General features: G+C 63.8%; 17 protein-coding genes. 15 read left to right on the forward strand and 2 right to left on the reverse strand.

Annotated elements, in window-relative coordinates:
- The first annotated feature begins 66 nt into the window (after positions 1 to 66).
- The 13 genes from DY201_RS04995 to DY201_RS05055 all read left to right on the forward strand — a co-directional run bounded on the left by DY201_RS04995 (position 67) and on the right by DY201_RS05055 (position 14,858).
- Positions 67 to 693, forward strand: coding sequence for an RraA family protein (locus DY201_RS04995; RefSeq protein WP_115730256.1), 627 nt, complete (start codon positions 67 to 69; stop codon positions 691 to 693).
- A 47-nt stretch (positions 694 to 740) separates the two neighbouring features.
- Positions 741 to 2,267 (forward strand): ABC transporter substrate-binding protein, encoded by a 1,527-nt coding sequence (locus tag DY201_RS05000; protein WP_245431896.1) that lies wholly within the window; start codon positions 741 to 743, stop codon positions 2,265 to 2,267.
- A 76-nt stretch (positions 2,268 to 2,343) separates the two neighbouring features.
- Entirely contained in the window at positions 2,344 to 3,261 is a 918-nt protein-coding gene (locus DY201_RS05005) for an ABC transporter permease (RefSeq protein ID WP_115730257.1), read from the forward strand.
- A complete protein-coding gene (locus DY201_RS05010) occupies positions 3,227 to 4,162 on the forward strand; it encodes an ABC transporter permease (protein ID WP_425358712.1) in 936 nt (311 codons plus the stop codon). Before DY201_RS05005 ends, DY201_RS05010 begins: the two co-directional genes overlap by 35 nt.
- Positions 4,163 to 4,164: 2 nt before the next feature.
- Positions 4,165 to 5,799 carry an ABC transporter ATP-binding protein gene (locus DY201_RS05015; RefSeq protein WP_115730258.1) on the forward strand — a complete coding sequence of 545 codons (1,635 nt, stop codon included), beginning with the start codon at positions 4,165 to 4,167 and terminating at the stop codon, positions 5,797 to 5,799.
- A 1-nt stretch (position 5,800) separates the two neighbouring features.
- On the forward strand, positions 5,801 to 6,385 hold the full coding sequence (locus DY201_RS05020) for a chromate transporter (RefSeq protein WP_115730259.1): 585 nt from the start codon (positions 5,801 to 5,803) through the stop codon (positions 6,383 to 6,385).
- A 3-nt stretch (positions 6,386 to 6,388) separates the two neighbouring features.
- Positions 6,389 to 6,934 (forward strand): chromate transporter, encoded by a 546-nt coding sequence (locus DY201_RS05025; RefSeq protein WP_115730260.1) that lies wholly within the window; start codon positions 6,389 to 6,391, stop codon positions 6,932 to 6,934.
- Positions 6,935 to 7,058: 124 nt separating this feature from the next.
- The gene (locus DY201_RS05030; protein ID WP_115730261.1) at positions 7,059 to 8,957 is read left to right on the forward strand and encodes a sigma-54-dependent Fis family transcriptional regulator; all 1,899 of its coding nucleotides are present in this window, start codon (positions 7,059 to 7,061) and stop codon (positions 8,955 to 8,957) included.
- A 304-nt stretch (positions 8,958 to 9,261) separates the two neighbouring features.
- Positions 9,262 to 11,064: an NAD(P)/FAD-dependent oxidoreductase gene (locus tag DY201_RS05035; RefSeq protein ID WP_115730262.1), complete on the forward strand. Its 1,803-nt coding sequence runs from the start codon at positions 9,262 to 9,264 to the stop codon at positions 11,062 to 11,064.
- 141 nt (positions 11,065 to 11,205) lie between these two features.
- Positions 11,206 to 12,171, forward strand: a complete 966-nt coding sequence (locus tag DY201_RS05040) for a helix-turn-helix domain-containing protein (RefSeq protein WP_115730263.1) — start codon at positions 11,206 to 11,208, stop codon at positions 12,169 to 12,171.
- Positions 12,172 to 12,252: 81 nt separating this feature from the next.
- On the forward strand, positions 12,253 to 12,657 hold the full coding sequence (locus DY201_RS05045; RefSeq protein WP_115730264.1) for a GFA family protein: 405 nt from the start codon (positions 12,253 to 12,255) through the stop codon (positions 12,655 to 12,657).
- A gap of 170 nt (positions 12,658 to 12,827) precedes the next feature.
- Entirely contained in the window at positions 12,828 to 14,345 is a 1,518-nt protein-coding gene (adh, locus tag DY201_RS05050; protein WP_115733598.1) for an aldehyde dehydrogenase, read from the forward strand.
- 159 nt (positions 14,346 to 14,504) lie between these two features.
- The gene (locus tag DY201_RS05055; protein WP_115730265.1) at positions 14,505 to 14,858 is read left to right on the forward strand and encodes a DUF779 domain-containing protein; all 354 of its coding nucleotides are present in this window, start codon (positions 14,505 to 14,507) and stop codon (positions 14,856 to 14,858) included.
- Between the two features lie 77 nt (positions 14,859 to 14,935).
- Here the strand turns inward: DY201_RS05055 and DY201_RS05060 are convergent, their stop codons facing one another.
- Positions 14,936 to 16,960 carry an AI-2E family transporter gene (locus DY201_RS05060; protein ID WP_115730266.1) on the reverse strand — a complete coding sequence of 675 codons (2,025 nt, stop codon included), beginning with the start codon at positions 16,958 to 16,960 and terminating at the stop codon, positions 14,936 to 14,938.
- An 8-nt stretch (positions 16,961 to 16,968) separates the two neighbouring features.
- On the opposite strand from DY201_RS05060, the gene DY201_RS29360 reads away from it, so the two are divergent.
- Together DY201_RS29360 and DY201_RS29365 are read left to right on the forward strand one after the other, a co-directional pair.
- Positions 16,969 to 17,394: an ATP-binding cassette domain-containing protein gene (locus DY201_RS29360; RefSeq protein WP_245431897.1), complete on the forward strand. Its 426-nt coding sequence runs from the start codon at positions 16,969 to 16,971 to the stop codon at positions 17,392 to 17,394.
- Positions 17,361 to 17,651 (forward strand): hypothetical protein, encoded by a 291-nt coding sequence (locus DY201_RS29365; protein WP_245431898.1) that lies wholly within the window; start codon positions 17,361 to 17,363, stop codon positions 17,649 to 17,651. Before DY201_RS29360 ends, DY201_RS29365 begins: the two co-directional genes overlap by 34 nt.
- A 93-nt stretch (positions 17,652 to 17,744) precedes the next feature.
- Here the strand turns inward: DY201_RS29365 and DY201_RS05070 are convergent, their stop codons facing one another.
- Positions 17,745 to 18,728, reverse strand: a complete 984-nt coding sequence (locus DY201_RS05070) for a hypothetical protein (RefSeq protein WP_131922348.1) — start codon at positions 18,726 to 18,728, stop codon at positions 17,745 to 17,747.
- Positions 18,729 to 18,985 lie beyond the last annotated feature (257 nt).

Consider the following 18,985-nt stretch of genomic DNA (forward strand, 5'->3'; position numbering starts at 1 on the left):
AGTGACACTCCTATCCCTTTGACGACTGGAGGCCGCTGGTCCGCGGTCGCCAAGGGAGGAGATATCATGACCGTCACCGAACTGCCGTCCGCGGCGCCCGTTTCAGACGAACTGCTGAAACAATACGCCAATGTCGCGACGTCGATCGTCAGCGACAATCTGGACCGTCTTCCGGGCGCGGTGGGTCTGCTGCCTTTTCATGCCGGCGGACAGCTGGTCGGCACGGCGCTGACGGTGCGGACGCGTCGTGGCGACAATCTGGCTATCCATGCGGCGCTGCGCATTGCGCGTCCCGGCGACGTCATCGTCGTCGACGGCGGCGGCGACACCAGCCAGGCGCTGATCGGCGAGATCATCCTGGCCCATGCCGAATCCCTTGGTGTTGCCGGCTTCGTCATCGACGGAGCTATCCGTGACGTCGCAGCCATCAGGGCCAGCAAGCTGCCCTGCTACGCCCGCGGCGTCACCCATCGCGGTCCCTACAAGAATGGCCCCGGCGCCATCAATGTCGACGTCGCCATCGGCGGCCTCGTCGTTCACCCGGGCGACCTGGTCGTTGGCGACGAGGACGGCGTCGTCGCCCTGTCGCCCAAGGTGGCGGCCGACATCCTGCCCGGCATCCGTGCCCAGGAGGAGAAGGAACGACTGAAGCTGGAGGGCTTCAGGACGGGTGCGCGCCTGCGCGCCGTCTAGCAGCGACGGACTTCACGAAATCAACTAGAACTCGGGAGGAGTTTGAAATGAACGCATTCAGGAAAACCGCACTAGGGCTTTCGACGGCATTGTTTCTGTTGGCGATGCCAGCGGCCATGGCCCAGTCGGGCGATGCAGTGACCATCGTCTTGCCGGGCGGGCCGGACCGGCTCGATCCATGCGAGACTCCGCGCTCGGTCATCGGCCGCATCATCAAGCAGAACGTCGTCGAAACACTGGTCGAGCTGGACTACGCCAAGCAGACCACCGTGCCGCGCCTAGCTGAGAGCTGGGAGCAGACCTCGCCGACCGAATGGCGCTTCAACCTGCGCAAGGACGTGAAGTTCCATGATGGCACGCCGTTCGATGCGGCGTCGGTCGTCTACTCGCTCGAGCGCACGCTCGATCCCAAGCTGACCTGCATCACCCGCACCAAATATTTCGGCGGCGTCGACATCACCGCCAAGGCGGTCGACGAGAATACCGTCGTCTTCACCACCAAGACGCCGATGCCGATCCTGCCGACGCTGCTGGCGCAGTTGGCGATCGCATCGGCCAAGACGCCGAAGGGCGAGTACACGGCCGACCCGATCGGTACCGGGCCGTACGACTTCGTCAGTTGGACCCAGGGCGAGAACGTCAAGATCAAGCGCTTCGACGGCTACTGGGGCGAGAAGCCGAAGATCGCAGAGGCGACCTATGTCTGGCGCACGGAATCGTCCGTGGCCGCGGCCATGGTCGAAACCGGCGAAGCTGACCTTGCCTTCTCGATCGCGCCGCAGGATGCGACAAATCCGGATACGGACAAGGTCTATCCGAACTCCGACAGTGCCATGTTCCGCCTCTCCGCCGATATTCCGCCGCTCAACGACATCCGCGTGCGCAAGGCCTTCAACCTGGCGATCGACCGCAAGGCATTCCTGGGCAGCGTCATCAGTGACAAGGCGGAACTCGCCACCCAGCAGGTCGGTCCGAGCGTTCTCGGCCACAATGCCAAGCTGGTGCCGTGGCCCTACGATCCCGAGCAGGCCAAGGCGCTGCTCGCCGAAGCCAAGGCGGCGGGCGTGCCCGTCGACACCGAGATCCGTATGATCGGCCGCCCCGGCATGTTCGCCAACTCCAACGAGTTCGTCGAGGCCGCGGCCGAGATGCTCCGCGCCGTCGGCTTCAAGATCAAGCTCGACAATCTCGAAATGACGCAGTGGCTGGAAGCGGCAAACAAGCCCTTTGCTGCCAACCGCGAAGCCAACGCGCTTTTGACGATGCACGACAACAACAGCGGCGACGCCCAGTTCACGGCGTTCTTCAAGTACCACAGCGATGGCCGCCAGAGCGAACTCCACGACTCCAAGGTCGACAAGCTGATCGCGGAAGCCGGCATGGCCTCGGGCGAGGAACGCGCCAAGCTCTATCAGGAGACCTTCCGCTACATCTACGAGGACCTGGTCGCCGACGCGCCGCTGTTCCACATGGTCAACTACATGCGGGTCGGAAAGCGCCTCGACTTCACTCCGACCATTGCCAATGCAGTTGAGCTGCAGCTTGCCAAGCTGGTCGTAAAGCAGCCGTCGTAACACCGGAACGGCGCCGGCGGATGGCCGGCGCCGACCTTCCGTGCCACGTACCAATGTCCGGCGGAGGAGGCGGAGCATGGGCAATTTCATCTACAAGAGGTCGCTGCAAAGCCTGCTGTCGCTGGCGCTGCTGATCATCCTCGTTTTCTTCCTGGCCAGACTGACGGGCTCTCCCGCCGACCTCTATTTGCCGCTCGACGCCACCGAGGAGATGCGCGACCAGTTCAACCAGCGCTTCGGTTTCAACGATCCTGTCTATGTCCAGTTCGGCCGCTTCCTTGTTGGTCTGCTGCAGTTCAACCTCGGCGAATCGATCCAGTACTCCAAGCCCGCGGTCGAGGTCGTGCTGCAGGCCTTCCCGACGACGCTGATGCTGGCTGCGATCACCATGCCGATCGTCATTGCGGTGGCCATCGTCACCGGTTCGCTCGCTGCTTTCCGTCCGGGCGGACTGTTCGACCGCATTGCCAGCCTGATCTCGCTGATCGGCGCCAGCACGCCGAACTTCTGGGTGGCGATCGTCGGCGTGATCGTGTTTGCCGTCTGGCTGCGTGTGCTGCCGACGTCCGGGACCGGCACGCCATGGCACTGGGTCCTGCCGGTCGCCGTCCTGTGCCTCAGGCCGACAGGCGTGCTGGTGCAGGTGGTACGCTCGTCGATGATCACCGCGCTGTCCTCCGCCTACGTCAAGACGGCGCGGGCCAAGGGCGTGCGCTCCAGAGCCATCGTCTTCGTGCATGCGCTGCGCAACGCCCTTCTGCCTGTCATCACCGTCGCCAGCGACCAGGCAGCCGGCATCGTCAACGGCGCCGTCATCGTCGAAACCGTGTTCGGCTTCCCCGGCATCGGCAAGCTGATGATCGATTCCGTGCTGCTGCGCGACTTCGCCGTCATCCAGGCCGCGGTCCTCGTGACCGCGCTGGCGGTCTTCATCATCAACATCGTTGTGGACATCACCTATGCGCTCGTCGATCCACGCATCCGGCACAGCTGAGATGGCCAGGCCCGCACAGGCAGCGCCCTCGGCATTCAGCGACATCGTTTCGAGCCTCGCGCGCGACAAGGTGGCCCTGGTCTCCGCCGCGTTCCTCGTCGTCGTCATGGTCTGCGTCACCATCGGGCCGACACTGCTCGCCGACCAGACCCGGGCGATGAACCTGATGCAGCGCAACGCCGCACCGTTCTCCTTGGATCGCCCATGGCTCTACATTCTCGGTGCCGATGCGCTCGGGCGCAGCGTGCTCGCCCGCATCATCGTCGCCAGTCAGAACACCATGCTGATCGCGGGAACCGCGGTGCTCACCTCGCTGGTCATCGGCGGTGCGCTTGGGCTTGTCGCCGGCTTCAAGGGCGGCGCCATCGGCGCGATCCTGTTGCGCCTGGCGGACGCGATCATGAGCTTCCCGTCACTGCTTCTGGCGGTCATCGTGCTGTTCGTGTTCGAGCCTGGCGTCGCCAATGTCATCCTGGTGCTCGCCATCTCGCGCGTGCCGATCTTTCTGCGCACGGTCCGCGCCGAAGTGCTCGAGCTGAAGGAACGACTGTTCGTGACGTCCGCCCGGGCCATGGGTGCCTCGACCCCTCGCATCCTGTTCCGGCACGTCGCCCCCATGGTACTGCCAACGGTGATCAACCTTGCGGCGCTGGAAATGGCATTCGTGATGCTCGTCGAATCCGGCTTGAGCTTCCTCGGCATCGGCATCCAGCCACCGGAGATTACCTGGGGTTTGATGGTCTCGGACGGTCGCAACTACATCGGCTCGGCCTGGTGGGTGGCGTTCTGGCCAGGCATGGCAATCATGCTCGTCACCATGTCGCTCAACCTGTTCTCGAACTGGCTCCGCGTCGCGACAGATCCTGTCGAACGCTGGCGCCTGCAAACCTCGGCGGAATGACAATGTCAGAACCCAGCCTTCTGCAGGTCAAGAACCTCAGCATCCAGTTCCCGACGCGCAAAGGCGTCGTCCATGCCGTAAGCGACGTCAGTTGGTCGGTCGACCAGGGCGAGACGCTCGCGATCCTCGGCGAGAGCGGTTCGGGCAAAAGCGTCAGCGCGTCTGCGGTGATGAACCTGGTCGACACGCCGCCGGCAGTGATCTCGTCCGGGCAGATCCTGTTTCGCGGCCGCGACCTTTTGCAGGCGAGCGTAGAGGAGCGCCGGCTGGTCAACGGCAAGAACATCTCGATGATTTTCCAAGACCCGCTGGCCGCCCTCAATCCGGTCTATCCGGTCGGCTGGCAGATTGCAGAGACGATGCTTGTCCACGGCACCGACAGTGATACGGCGCGCCGTCGCGCCATCGACCTGCTTGGACGCGTCGGCATAGCTGATCCTGAGCATCGCGCGCTTGATTATCCGCACCAGTTTTCCGGCGGCCAACGCCAGCGCATCATGATCGCCTCGGCGATCGCACTGCAGCCCGACCTGCTCATTGCCGACGAGCCGACAAGCGCACTCGACGTCACGGTGCAGGCGCAGGTTCTCGATCTGATGAAGGAGCTGCAGCGCGAGAGCGGCATGGGCATGGTCATCATCACCCACGATCTTGGCGTGGTCGAGAAGGTGGCGGACAAGGTGGTGGTGATGCAGGCTGGCCGCATCGTCGAGGCCGGCGAGGTGACCAAGGTGCTATCGCAGCCTAGCCATCCCTATACGCAGCGACTGCTCGACGCCGTGCCGGGCCGCCACGGCTTCAGCGTCAACAAGGCCGGCGATGCCGGGCCGACGCCGCTGCTCGAGGTCCGCAACGTCTCCAAGGTCTATTTCGGCCGGCCCAAGCTGTTTTCGAGCGCGCCGCAGCCGCAGGTCAAAGCTGTCGACGACGCCAGCTTCAGACTGTCCAGGGGCGAGACGCTCGGCATCGTCGGCGAGTCCGGCTCCGGTAAGTCGACGCTGGCACGCATGCTGCTCGGGCTCGACACACCGACGGCGGGATCGATCGATTTCGATGGCAAGGAGCTGCTCAAACTGTCGGCCGCCGAGACCTTCAAGGTCCGGCGGCGCATGCAGTTCGTGTTCCAGGATCCGACCGCCTCGCTCAATCCACGCATGACCGTCCAGCAGATCGTTTCCGAGCCATGGGCGATCCATTCTGGCGTGCTGCCGAAGCACCAATGGGCGCAACGTGTCACTGAACTCTTGCAGAAGGTCGGCCTGCTGCCGGAACATGCCGAGCGCTACCCGCACCAGTTCTCGGGTGGGCAGCGGCAGCGCATCGCGATTGCCCGCTCGCTGGCGCTGCAGCCGGAACTGATCGTCTGCGACGAGGCGGTCTCGGCGCTCGACGTCTCCATCCAGGCGCAGATCATCGACCTGCTCAAGGAACTGCGCCGCGACATGGGACTGTCTTATGTCTTCATCGCCCATGATCTCGCGCTGGTACGGGATTTCGCCACCTCGGTAGTGGTGATGTATCAGGGTCGGATCGTCGAGCAGGGGCCGACCGAGCAGGTCTACGGCGACCCGCAGCACGACTACACCAGGCGGCTGCTCGCGGCGAGCGAAGTGCACCCGGGCGCGCTGGCGGCCTGAGATGACGTCGGTTCCCGATCCCGCTGCCGAACCGCCGGTGCTGATCGCAGTGCGGTCGGCGCCGGGGTTGGGCGCCTTGTTCCTGACCTGCCTGAAGATCGGTCTGATGAGCTTTGGCGGCGGTCTGTCGGGCTGGCTCTACCAGGAGTTCGTCTTGCGCAACCGCTGGATCAGCGACGAGGATTTCGCCAGTTCGCTGGCGATCTCGCAGATGCTCCCCGGTGCCAATGTCGTCAACCTGGTCATCTGCATGGGCGACGATTTACGCGGCCTTGCCGGCAGCATCGCCTGTGTGCTCGGCTTCCTCGTCGGCCCGTTCTTTGCCGTGATTGCATTGAGCGCAGTGTTCGACGCCCTGCCCGATGTGGCCATGCTGGAAGCGGCGTCGAATGGCGTGGCCTATGCCGCGTTGGGGCTTTTGCTGGTGATCTGCCTGAAGGGTGTCCAGCGCGCGATGAAGTTTCCGCCGGGCCTTGCCGTCATCGCCGCCGTGGCAACTGCAGTTGGCGTGCTCAAGCTGCCGTTGATTCCGGTGGTTTTCGTGGCCGCACCGATCAGCGTCGCCCTTGCCTGGCGCCGGAGCTGATCGATGCGCGACGACGACCTTGTCACCCTGATTGCGGTTTTCGTGCCGTTTTCGCTGCTATCGATCGGCGGCGGCTCGGCGATCATCGCCGGTATCCAGCACGAATCCGTCGCGGTGCACAGCTGGATCACCAGCCGTGAGTTCATCGACCTGTTCGCCATCTCCCGCGCTGCACCCGGACCGGGCACTATGCTTGCGACGCTTATCGGCTGGAAGGTCGCCGGCTGGTGGGGAGCGCTGGCCGCGACCATGGCCCTGTTCCTGCCGTCGTCTCTGCTCTGCTACGGCGTCATCAAGGTGTCCAATGCCCACAAGGCGAAGCGGTGGCACAAGGCGATGCGCGAAGGCCTCGCCCCCGTCGGGGTGGGGCTGATCATTGCGGGCGTCATTGCCATTTTCCAGCTCGCCGGCGGCGGTATGCTTGCAGCCGGGATCGCCGTGGCCTCGGCCGCAGTGCTGCTCTGGATGCCGCGCTTTCCCACCGTCGGCGTGCTTGTCGCCGGGGCGGGGACGATGCTGCTGTGGGCCCAGTTCGGATCTACTGGCTGACAGGGCTGGAGGTGTGCCGCCTGCTGCATCGGTTGCGTCCTTTACATTACCAACATGCCATGCAGTCATATGGCATCAGGAGGAAATGGGAGGGTGGTGCGTTGGGAGGCGTGCCGCATTGCCGATGTTTTCGCATTCCGACCATATTCGCGAGATCGAAAGCGTCAGCCTCGGGGCTTCGACCGGGCGTGACGAGCAGGTGGTCAAGTCCTGGCTGCGCTGCATCGAGCAACATCGTCTCGACCCGACCCAGGCGTGCGAAGCCTATATCCTGCCCGATGGTGAACTGCGCCAGCATCGCCAGCAGTCCGAGGAACTGATCGCCATTGCCCGCTCCGGCCTCGAAAACCTGTTCCGGCAAGTGGCGGGCCAGAACTATGTCCTGCTGCTGTCCGACCGCAAGGGTGTGACAGTCGAGTTTCTTGGTGACCCGCTATTCGACAATAATCTGCGCAAGGCCGGCCTGTATCTCGGCTCGGAGTGGTCGGAGGCGCGCGCCGGAACCTGTGCAGTCGGCGCCTGCCTGGAGGCGGGTGAGGCGCTGACAATTCACCAGACCGACCATTTCGACAACACGCATACGCCGCTGTCCTGCACCGCGGCTCCGGTCTACGATACAAGCGGCGATCTTGCCGCCGTACTCGACATCTCGCTGTTGAGCTCGCCGATCCGCAAGACCAGCCAAAATCTCGCTTTGCATCTGGTTGCGGCCACGGTGCGACGCATCGAGTTGGCCAATCTGATGGCCCAGACCCGGGACGAATGGGTGCTGCGCTTCGCCCGCTCGCCGGAGTTCCTCGACGTCGACCCGGAGGCGGCGATTTCCATCGACGGCGCAGGGCGTATCATCGGCATGACCCATGGCGGCGCCAAGATACTGGCGCGCTCTGTCGGGCTCGACTGGCGCCAGCCGGGCGGGCTGATCGGCCAGCCCATCGCACGCTTCTTCGACATGGAGATCGACGACCTGCCCGACCTGACCCGACGGCGGCCGACGCAGGATCGCCTGGTCTTCGCCCGCGACGGCAATGCGCTGTTCGCCCATGCCATCGAGCCGCACCACAAGGTGCAGGCCCCGGTGCTGACGCGCGAGCAGATCCCGGTCTCGCTGCGCGGCCTGAGCGGCGGCGATCCGCAGATGGCGACGCTCCAGGCCAAGGCGGCGAAGCTCGCCGGCAAGCCGCTGCCTATCCTGCTCCAGGGTGAAACCGGCACCGGCAAGGAATATCTCGCCAAGGCGCTCCATGAAGGTGCGGCCGCCAATGGCAAGTTCGTCGCCATCAATTGCGCCGCCATTCCCGAGCAGCTGATCGAAAGCGAGTTGTTCGGCCATCTACCGGGCGCTTTCACCGGGGCCTCGGTAAAGGGGCGCAAGGGGCTTATCGAGGAGGCCGATGGCGGCACCTTGTTCCTCGACGAGATCGGCGACATGCCGCTGGCGCTGCAAAGCCGCTTCCTGCGGGTGCTGGCCGAACGGGAAGTGCTGCCTGTGGGTGCTTCGCGGCCAAAGCCGGTGAACCTGAGGGTCATTTCGGCGTCGCACCGCGACCTCGGCTCGCTGGTGCGAGAGGGGCGCTTCCGCGAGGACCTCTACTACCGCCTGAACGCGGTGACGCTGTCCATTCCGCCGCTGCGCGAGCGCCGCGATTTCGACTGGCTGCTCGATACCGTCGTTGCTCGCCATCGGCCGGATGGCGAGGCGCTTGCAGTTTCGCCGGCCGCACTCCTTGCATTGCGCGGCCATGGCTGGCCCGGCAACATCCGTGAACTCGACAACGTGATCGCCGTTGCGGCAGCCCTTTGCCAAAACGGCGTGATCGAGCCTGGCGACCTGCCGGAGACGCTGACGTCGACGGCAAGGGTAGCCGGGCGGCTCGATGACGCCAATGCCGGACCAGTGGCGCTGAAAGCGATGCTCGGGGCCTGTGGCTGGAACATTTCCGAGACCGCCCGCCGCATGGGCGTCGACCGCTCCACCATCCACCGCCAGATCAAGCGCTACGGCCTGACCGCGCTCAACTGACCTGTTGCAGCCGGCCGCTGCAACAGCTGTGGCGTGCTGCAGGCGCGTTGCAACAGTTGGTGCCTGCCTTCCCCCCGGAAACCAAGCTTTTCCTGACACCAGCGACTTGGCACGGCACTTGCTGTCCTTGGAACGACTGGGATTGGAGGAAGCCATGTCGAACAGCCAGGGCCGCGACGTCCTGCTGAAAGCTGCGGAACAGCCGGAGACGATCATCAGTCTCGCCGGCCGGGCCGCCTGGGATCGCGCGAAGCCGCGTGCGCTCGCCAATTGAACAATCATCGGCAATTCGGAGGAAAACAACATGCTCGACGACAGCCCGCAGACCAAGATAGACAGCGTTCTCGCCAAGCTGGAAAAGGCGCTCGCCGGCGGAAATATCGAAGCGGCAGTAAACCTGTTCCAGGCGGACTGCTACTGGCGCGATCTGGTGACATTCACCTGGAATCTCAAGACTATGGAGGGCCACGACCAGATCCGCGACATGTTGAAGAGCCAGCTGGCATCGATCAAGCCGGGGCGCTTCCGCCAGGACGACAAGGAGCTTGCCAGCCAGAATGACGGCATCACCGATGGCTGGTTCGAGTTCGAGACCGCGGTGGCGCGCGGCTATGGCCATGTCAGGCTCAAGAACGGCCTCATCTGGACGCTGCTGACGACGATGAGCGAGCTGAAGGGCTATGAGGAGCCGAAGGGTCTGCTGCGTCCGATGGGCGCCGAACATGGCAGCGACGCCGGCCGCCGGACATGGAAGGAAAAGCGCGAGGCGGAGGCCGCCGAACTCGGCTTCTCCGAACAGCCTTATGTCGTCATCATTGGCGGCGGCCAGGGCGGCATCGCGCTCGGCGCCCGACTGCGGCAGCTCGGCGTGCCCACCATCATCATCGAACGCAACGAGCGGCCGGGCGACAGCTGGCGCAAACGCTACAAGTCGCTCTGCCTGCACGATCCGGTCTGGTATGACCACCTGCCCTACATCCCGTTCCCGGAGAACTGGCCGGTCTTTGCGCCGAAGGACAAGATCGGCGACTGGCTGGAAATGTACACCAAGGTGATGGAGCTCAACTACTGGAGCTCGACCAGTTGCAAGTCCGCCAGCTATGACGAGGCCACGCGCGAGTGGACGGTCGTGGTCGAGCGCGACGGACGGGAGATCGTGCTGAAGCCGAAGCAGTTGGTGCTGGCGACGGGGATGTCGGGCAAGGCGAACGTTCCCAAGTTCAAGGGGCAGGACGTCTTCAAGGGCGAGCAGCAGCACTCGTCCCAGCATCCGGGACCCGATGCCTACCGAGGCAAGAAGGTTGTCGTTGTCGGATCCAACAACTCGGCGCACGACATCTGCGCGGCACTTTGGGAGGGCGGTGCCGATGTCACCATGCTGCAGCGGTCCTCGACCCACATCGTCAAGTCGGACTCGCTGATGGAGATCGGGCTAGGCGACCTCTATTCCGAGCGCGCGGTCGCCGCGGGCATGACGACACGCAAGGCGGATCTGATCTTCGCCTCGTTGCCCTATCGCATCATGCACGAGTTCCAGGTGCCGATTTACGACAAGATCCGCGAGAAGGACGCCGCCTTCTACGAGCGGCTGGAGAAGGCCGGCTTCATGCTCGACTTCGGCGACGACGAATCCGGCCTGTTCATGAAGTACCTCCGGCGCGGCTCCGGCTATTACATCGACGTCGGGGCCTGCGACCTCGTTGCCGATGGCCGGATCAAGCTGGTCAGCGGGATAGGCGTCGAGAAACTGACGGAGACCTCGATCGAGCTCGAAGACGGGCGCGAACTGGACGCCGACCTCATCATCTACGCCACCGGTTATGGCTCAATGAACGGCTGGGCCGCCGACCTGATCAGCCAGGACGTCGCCGACAAGGTCGGTAAATGCTGGGGGCTGGGCTCGAGCACGACCAAGGATCCCGGCCCGTGGGAAGGTGAGCAGCGCAACATGTGGAAGCCGACCCGGCAGGAGGCGCTGTGGTTCCATGGCGGTAACCTGCACCAGTCCCGGCACTACTCACAGTATCTGTCGCTGCAGCTCAAGGCGCGCAAGGAAGGTATCGCAACCGAAGTCTACGGGTTGCAGGAGGTTCATCACAAATCGTGATGTCAAACCATGTGGGGCGGCGGGCAATCGCTCCGCCGCCCCGCATGCCGCATACGTCTAAGGGCTACTTGACCTGATTTCGGAAGCAGGCAACGACTATGCGGTACGGGAAGGGGGTGCAGACCGCCGTCGGAGGAGAGGATGAGAGGCACCACAGTCACCGAGCATGCCGACAAGGTGCAGGCTGCCTTGAGGTCGAGCGAGGCCGCGCGTTCAGCGCTGGTCGCGTCCTGGCAGCGGTCGTCGCATCATCATCTCGATCCGACCTATCGCAGCCCGCCCAAACGGTTGACCGAAGCCGAGCTTGTGTTCGCCCGCCAGCGCATCGAGCCGCTGATCGCGGTCGCCCAGACCAGCCTCGATCGGCTCTATCTCGCCGTCGGCGGGGTCGGCTGCTGCGTGCTCCTGGCCGATCGTGACGGCGTGCCGGTCGAGCGCCGCGGCGCTCTGGCCGACGACGAGACCTTCCATGACTGGGGGTTATGGACCGGCACGGTGTGGAGCGAGGAGAGCGAGGGCACGAACGGCATCGGCACCTGTCTCGTCGAACAGCGGCCGCTGACCATCCATCGCGGTCAGCACTTCCTCACGCGTAACACCGCCTTGTCCTGCACGACCACGCCGATCTTCGACCACGAAGGCAAGCTGGCCGCGGCGCTCGACGTCTCGTCTTGCCGCGCCGACCTGACCGAGGGCTTCGTCAACCTCATCGCGCTGGCAGTGGGTGATGCCGCCAGGCGAATCGAGGCCGACAATTTCCGCCTGGCCTTCCCGGATGCCCGCATCATGTTGGCGCCGGTGGCCGAACGCAGCGCCGGCGCCCTGCTTGCCATCGATGCCGACGATCTCGTCGTCGGTGCGACGCGCAGCGCCCGGCAGGCGCTTGGACTGACTGCGGAAAGCTTCGCCAAACCGATGCCTGCAGCGGACCTGCTGGGCGGCAGCGTGGTTGCGGAGAGAGAACTGCGTGAGGCGGAGCGTGCCGTGCTGCAGCGTGCGCTCGCCCGGGCCGACGGCAATGTCGCGCTCGCCGCACGGATGCTCGGCATCAGCCGCGCGACCTTGCATCGCAAGATAAACCGGCTCGACGTTCACCGCACCAACTGACATCAGGGGATGCTGACAACCCTCCTGACGTGAGGATGGCAGGAGCGCCGTGGTAGATTGCGACCAACTCAGGAGGACGTCGTGATCAAGACTTATCGGGGCAGTTGTCATTGCGGCAAGGTGCATTTCGAGGCTGACATGGATCTCGCTGCAGGGACCGCGCGCTGCAACTGTTCGATCTGCTCCAAGCGGCGGTCGTGGAACGCGCTGGTCAAGCCGGCGCAGTTTCGCCTGCTCTCGGGCGAGGGCGCCATGACCGACTATGGCTTCGGTACCATGCAGGGGCATCACCTGTTCTGCTCGACATGCGGCTGCGCGCCCTTCAGCCAAGGGCATGTCGAGCAAATCGGCGGCGACTTCGTCGCCATCCAGATCGGCTGCCTCGACGACGTCGATCCGAACGAGCTGGCGGCTACACCCGTAAATTACGGCAATGGCCGCGACAACAAATGGTGGGAGCCGCCTGCGATCACCTCCTGCCTCTGAAGCTTCGGTTCTTCCGTTCGTCGGATGCAGTCCGATCCGCCGATGTGTCTCAGTTCTGCGACACATCGGGCCAGGCGACCCTTTTGCCCCGGCTGACATCGGCCGCCGCCTTGGCAACTCTCCCTTTCGACGCGTTGCATGTCGCGACGCTGCTTCTCGGGAGGAAGAACATGAACAAGGTGGAATTTTCGCGCACCGCCAAGGTGCCGTTTGCCAAGCGCTACGACAACTTCATCGGTGGCGCGTGGGTGGCGCCGAAAGCCGGCCGCTACTTCGAGAATATCTCGCCGGTGACCGGCAGGCCGTTGGGCGAAGTCGCCCGCTCCGACGCCGCCGACGTCGAGGCAGCGCTCGATGCCGCCCATAAGGCCAAGGATGCCTGGGGCAAGACCGCTCCGGCAACGCGTGCGTTGATCCTCAACCGCATCGCCGACCGCATGGAGGAGAATCTCGACCTGCTGGCGCTGGCCGAGACCTGGGACAACGGCAAGCCGATCCGCGAGACGACCGCCGCCGACGTGCCGCTCGCCATCGATCATTTCCGCTATTTCGCTGGCGTCCTGCGCGGCCAGGAAGGCTCGATCTCGGAGATCGACCACGACACCGTCGCCTATCATTTTCATGAGCCGCTCGGCGTCGTCGGCCAGATCATCCCGTGGAACTTCCCGCTTCTGATGGCTTGCTGGAAGCTGGCGCCGGCGCTCGCCGCCGGCAACTGCGTGGTGCTGAAGCCGGCCGAGCAGACGCCCGCCACCATCATGCTGTGGGTCGACCTGATCGGCGACCTTTTGCCGGAAGGCGTGCTCAACATCGTCAACGGCTTCGGCCTCGAGGCCGGCAAGCCGCTGGCGTCGAGCCCGCGCATCGCCAAGATCGCCTTTACCGGCGAGACTACGACCGGCCGGCTGATCATGCAATATGCCAGCCAGAACCTGATCCCGGTGACGCTCGAGCTCGGCGGCAAGTCACCCAACATCTTCTTCCAGGACGTGACGTCGGAGGACGACGATTTCTTCGACAAGGCGATCGAGGGCTTCGTCATGTTCGCCCTCAACCAGGGCGAGGTCTGCACCTGCCCGAGCCGGGCGCTGGTGCATGAGAAGATCTATGACAAGTTCATGGAACGCGCGCTGAAGCGCGTCGAGGCCATCGTGCAGGGCGACCCTCTCGACCCGGCGACCATGATCGGCGCGCAGGCGTCGTCGGAGCAACTGGAGAAGATCCTGTCCTATATCGACATCGGCCGCCAGGAAGGCGCCGAGCTGCTGACCGGCGGGGAGCGCGCCAACCTGCCGGGCGACCTTGCCGGCGGCTATTACGTCAAGCCGACCGTGTTCAAGGGCCATAACAAGATGCGCATCTTCCAGGAGGAGATTTTCGGGCCGGTCGTCTCGGTCACCACCTTCAAGGATGATGACGATGCGCTGTCGATCGCCAACGACACGCTCTACGGTCTGGGCGCAGGTATCTGGAGCCGTGACGCCAATCGGCTCTACCGCTTCGGCCGCGCCATCCAGGCCGGGCGCGTCTGGACCAACTGCTACCACGCCTATCCGGCGCATGCGGCCTTCGGCGGCTACAAGCAGTCGGGCATCGGCCGCGAGACGCACAAGATGATGCTCGACCATTACCAGCAGACCAAGAACATGCTGGTCAGCTACAGCCCGAAGAAGCTCGGGTTTTTCTGAGCCTTTTCCTTCTCCCCGCTTGCGGGGAGAAGGTGTCACGAAGTGACGGATGAGGGGCTGGCTCAACCGCCGAGGTCTGCACTGCCCCTCACCTGCCTGCCGGCATCCTCTCCCCGTAAACGGGGAGAGGAGAGCTGGCCGCAACGCGGAACCGCGCCCATGTCCTCGCATCCTCCCCTCGACAAGGTCTCCGCCACGCCTGAGGCCATCGCCCTGCTCGACGAAATCACCGCCGATCACGGACCGGTGCTGTTCCACCAGTCTGGCGGCTGTTGCGACGGTTCGTCGCCGATGTGCTACCCGCGTTCGGATTTCATCGTCGGCGACAATGACGTGCGGCTTGGCACCATCGGCGACACACCGGTCTACATCAGTGCCTCGCAATTCGAGGTCTGGAAGCACACCGACCTGATCATCGACGTGGTGCCGGGGCGCGGCGGCATGTTCTCGCTCGACAATGGCCGCGAGAAGCGCTTCCTGACACGCTCGAAGATATGCGTTACGTCGCCCTGAGATATATTACGATAACGCCCAAAGCACTTTGAGTGCCCATCAGGGGGCTTGCCGCGAAAGGTCGCGGGCTGGCGGCATCAGCCAGCCGGGGCCTTCGCCTTCGTCGCCGGTTTCCCGCGAGACGCCGGCTGGCGCCGGACCATGCGCTTGGGGGCCTTCAGGGGGATCGGCGGCGTGTCCGACAGCGCGCCTGTCGCGGCTGACATCATGTCGTAGGCGACGAAGTCGGCATTCAGCTCTGCAGCGAGCTTTTCGGCGTCGCGGCCCGGCGCCGCGTCGGCCCAGAGCACGATGCCGACGCGCAGGCCCTTGCCGGCCCGTTTGAGCCGGCGCACGACGTAGCGTCCATGGTGCAACGAGTCGGAGTTGAGGAAGCCGACGACCGCAGTCTGGAACGTGCCGAGCGGCAGATTGCGGATATTGGCTGGGTCGACGTCGGTGTGGCTCGCGGTAGATGCCGAGGCACCCTGAACCGTAAGCACTTGAGCGAGCATGGCGGCAGCGGCGTTGTCGAGGTCGCCCCGGCCGCCTATGCACAGCACCGATTTTCCCGATCCGTCGGGCAGTTCATCCTCCTCAGGACGTTCGTCCGGTGCGGCGTCTTCCGCAGCGACGTCGTCGCCTTCCTCCGCCTCCTCGTTGGCGATCTCGTTCAGATTGGCGACCAGCGTCGCGGCACTTGCCGCAACGCGCCTGCGCTGCTCGTCGGTCAGCGCACCGCGGGCGCGGTCGCGTTCGCCGAGCAGCAATGCCGGAATGGCCACGCTGCCGTAGAAGTCGACAAGGTATTCGGTCTCGAGCATCTCTTCGGCGTGGTCGGTTGCTTCCTCCGGGTCGCCGGCCAGCAGGCGCTGGTAAAGGCGCTCCTTGGGATCGAGCACCGGTTCGTTGCCGAACAGAACCTCGAGGAAAGCAAATTGCGGAACGTGCTTTCCAAGCACGACCAGGCAAACGGTGAGCGGCGTGGACAGCACCAGCCCGACCGGCCCCCACAGCCAGGTCCAGAAGATCGCGGCGACAATGATGGCGAGCGGTGAAAGGCCCGTCCTGGAGCCATAGAGCCATGGCTCGATGACGTTGTTGATGATCAGTTCCATGACGATGAACAGCGCCGCCGCCCACAGCACGAGCGACCAGCCCGGCGCCACCGCCAGGGCCAGGAAAAGCGGCAGGATCATCGCGATCGCCGGGCCGATATAGGGCACGAAGCGCAGCACGATTGCCAACAGGCCCCACAAGACTGCGTTCGGTATGCCCAAAAGCCAGAGACCTATGCCGATCGGCACGCCGTAGGCGACGTTCACGACAAGCTGCATCAGCAGGTATTGCCCGACCCTGCGGCCGGCATCCTGAAGCGCTTCTGTCGTTCGATGCAGGTCGCCATAGCCGACCAGCCGAATGAAGCGGTCGCGCAGGTCTTCGCGCTCCAGCAGCATGAAGATGACGACGACAATGACCAGGCCGGCTGTGGCGAGCGGACCGATCAGTGGCAGGATCAGGCTCATCAGGGTTTCTATCGGCCGCTGAGGCGTGAAGATCTCGACCAGAAGCGGGTCTGGCCGCGATGGCTGCGCCGGCCCGACCGTCGTGCCTTCCGGCTTGTCGATCTCTTGTCCGACGCGTTCGATGACACCGCTTAGCCTGTCGATGATGCCGTTGCCGCCGCCGGTTTCCTTGAGCGAGCGCACTTTCTCCAGGATGTTGGACTGATAGGTTGGCAGGTTCTGAGCGACTTCGCCGATCTGCGACGCCACGACGAAGCTGAATATGGCGACCGTGCCGAAGGCGGCGATGACGCAGGCGATGACCGACACCAGCCTGGGCACGCCCAACCTGCGAAGCCAGCTGACGATAGGGGCCAGCGCGAAGGTGATCAGAATCGCGATTGCCAGCGGCAGCAGCACGTCGCGCGCGAAATAGAGGATGGCGACCATGGCCGCGGTGGCGGCAAAGGGCGGCAGTACGGTCCTGGCAGCCGGCTGCAATGAAATCTGTTCTGCCACGCCCTGACCCTTCCTGATCTCGACCACCTGAAATCTCCTGGCCTGCCGACGGCACGTCAGCCCGGCACAGTCACATGTTGCGCTTGACGAGCGCAACATGTGACTGGATGACGTCAGGACTCATAGTCGACGCAGAACATGCGCCTTGGCAATGGCTGGTGGTGGCGAGGCTGCGTTCGTGCTGTAGCAATAAGCTGATCCCCTATGAGAGCGGCACGGCGACGGTCAAGGGCGAGCCTATCCATTCGCCCAGGCCAGACATCGGCGTGGTCTTCCAGACCAACAACATGCTGCCCTGGTTCACCGTGCGCAAGAATGTCGAGCTCGGCGCCCGCATCCGCAAGATGCCGGCGCAAGCCCGCGACCAGGCGGTCGACAAGGTGCTCGAGGTTCTGTCGCTCAGCAAGTTCGCCGAAGCCTACCCGCACGAGCTGTCAGGCGGCATGCGCCAGCGTGCCTCGATCGGCCAGGCGCGGTGCTCGATCCGCCGATCCTGCTCATGGACGAGCCCTTCGGCGCGCTCGATGCGCTGACCCGCGACAAGCTCAATGTCGAGCTGCTGCGCATCTGGCAGGAACACCGAAAGACCGTGATGCTGATCACCCACAGCATCGCCGAGGCCGTGTTCCTGTCCGACCGCGTGCTCGTCATGGCCGACCGGCCGGGCAAGATCATCGAGGAGGTGGTGATCGACCTGCCGCGTCCGCGCGACGCTGCGGCCAACCGCGCGCTGCCGCAATTCGGCGAATATGTCGCCTATCTCGGAAAGGTCATGGGCGTGACGACGTAGTCACGCTGCCGGCGCCTCGTCGCCGGTCCGGGGAAATCCAGCAATTCAATCCGGCCCCATCAGGGATCCTTGAAGGGGCCGGAAACCGGCCGTCTAGTCGACCACGGTCGACATCTCCAGGGTTCCTCGATTGCCGTCAGCATCGATCTGGCTGGTCGCAGAGACTGCAAAAAACAGGACGATGTCATCCCTCCCGGATGGGCGTATGGCTCGAACACTGCCATTGACCGGCCCATCGGCAGTCTGCGTGTAGCCGGCAGCAACAGCGGAAGCCTCGCCACGGAACTTCACCGTCACGACTGATGGTGACGATATGCCCATAGCGGCGAGTGAACCATGCGCAATCCGTGTCAGCACTGCCTCGCTTTCGTCTATCTTTGCAGCAACCTTGACACTCGCCAGTCCAACGAAATTCTCTCCGTCCAAGTTCAGCGAATACGACGACGATTTTGCTGAAACCCCGTTGGCAAGGGCCAAATCCTGCTGCTCAAATGTGAATGGCAGCGCGGAAACCACGCGCAAGCGAGCTTCGTTAAGCTGCCATTCTTTCGGCTTGCTGTCCCATGTCGGGTTGGTCAGCAACTGCATACGGAAAAATGAAGCGTCGAGACCGGTTTTCACTTGCTCGATCAACTCTGGTGTAATGAACAGCGTCAAATCGCCCGATGAATAGGACGTCCTTTCAGCCGCTGCCTGGATAATATCATCTGCCTTTTGCAGGCCGGGCAGAATGGCAGCACGAATTTCCGGGCTGGGATTGCTTTCAAGCTTCTGCCTGGCTGCAACATACGCATCGGTTTTTATGGCTGTGCGGGCCGCATAGCTCTTTGCAATGGAAGCCCATGTTTCCTTATGAAAGTCGAGGCCATCCAATATCATTGGACCGAGCACTGCGGATATCTCCCGCTCGACGCCGGGATAATAGGCAGGGCTATCCTTGATCGTCGCCCAAAACTCACAGTGCAGCTTCTCGGTCAGGTATCCGTCCACAGCCGCAGTGGTCTTGAAAATTTCCTGCTGTCGTTGTGTAAATTCCTGAGCGCCCGCTGAAGCCAGGGAAGTGAAGAGAAACGCCAATATAAGTGCGCAAATCCTAGACATCCGAATCCCCCGAAGCCTATTTTGTGCCTAGCATCCGGGGACACTACGTCAAGTTTCCTATCGAGGACTTGCCAATGCGATGCAGCAACACCAAAGGGGCATCGTGTCAGCCTTGCCTTGAGGCGTGAAAGGTTCGGGCTAGCAGTGGAGGCGGCAGGTCTCAAGCATCAGGTCGAGTGATGGTCTGAACGAGCCATCGAAGGCGACGGCGAGGCGGTTCGTCATAGCCGTCA

Origin of the sequence: Aminobacter aminovorans (genome assembly GCF_900445235.1) — a bacterium.
Lineage (GTDB): Bacteria > Pseudomonadota > Alphaproteobacteria > Rhizobiales > Rhizobiaceae > Aminobacter > Aminobacter aminovorans.

Excerpts from the sequence above, each read along its gene's own strand:
- DY201_RS05020 (WP_115730259.1), top strand. The coding sequence starts at position 5,801 with ATGACGTCGGTTCCCGATCCCGCTGCCGAACCGCCGGTGCTGATCGCA.
- DY201_RS29360 (WP_245431897.1), top strand. The coding sequence starts at position 16,969 with ATGACGTCAGGACTCATAGTCGACGCAGAACATGCGCCTTGGCAATGG.
- DY201_RS05015 (WP_115730258.1), top strand. The coding sequence starts at position 4,165 with ATGTCAGAACCCAGCCTTCTGCAGGTCAAGAACCTCAGCATCCAGTTC.
- DY201_RS05005 (WP_115730257.1), top strand. The coding sequence starts at position 2,344 with ATGGGCAATTTCATCTACAAGAGGTCGCTGCAAAGCCTGCTGTCGCTG.
- DY201_RS05030 (WP_115730261.1), top strand. The coding sequence starts at position 7,059 with ATGTTTTCGCATTCCGACCATATTCGCGAGATCGAAAGCGTCAGCCTC.
- DY201_RS05055 (WP_115730265.1), top strand. The coding sequence starts at position 14,505 with ATGTCCTCGCATCCTCCCCTCGACAAGGTCTCCGCCACGCCTGAGGCC.
- DY201_RS05060 (WP_115730266.1), bottom strand. The coding sequence starts at position 16,960 with ATGTTGCGCTCGTCAAGCGCAACATGTGACTGTGCCGGGCTGACGTGC.
- DY201_RS05010 (WP_425358712.1), top strand. The coding sequence starts at position 3,227 with ATGCGCTCGTCGATCCACGCATCCGGCACAGCTGAGATGGCCAGGCCC.
- DY201_RS04995 (WP_115730256.1), top strand. The coding sequence starts at position 67 with ATGACCGTCACCGAACTGCCGTCCGCGGCGCCCGTTTCAGACGAACTG.
- DY201_RS05040 (WP_115730263.1), top strand. The coding sequence starts at position 11,206 with ATGAGAGGCACCACAGTCACCGAGCATGCCGACAAGGTGCAGGCTGCC.
- DY201_RS05025 (WP_115730260.1), top strand. The coding sequence starts at position 6,389 with ATGCGCGACGACGACCTTGTCACCCTGATTGCGGTTTTCGTGCCGTTT.
- DY201_RS29365 (WP_245431898.1), top strand. The coding sequence starts at position 17,361 with ATGGACGAGCCCTTCGGCGCGCTCGATGCGCTGACCCGCGACAAGCTC.
- adh (WP_115733598.1), top strand. The coding sequence starts at position 12,828 with ATGAACAAGGTGGAATTTTCGCGCACCGCCAAGGTGCCGTTTGCCAAG.
- DY201_RS05035 (WP_115730262.1), top strand. The coding sequence starts at position 9,262 with ATGCTCGACGACAGCCCGCAGACCAAGATAGACAGCGTTCTCGCCAAG.
- DY201_RS05000 (WP_245431896.1), top strand. The coding sequence starts at position 741 with ATGAACGCATTCAGGAAAACCGCACTAGGGCTTTCGACGGCATTGTTT.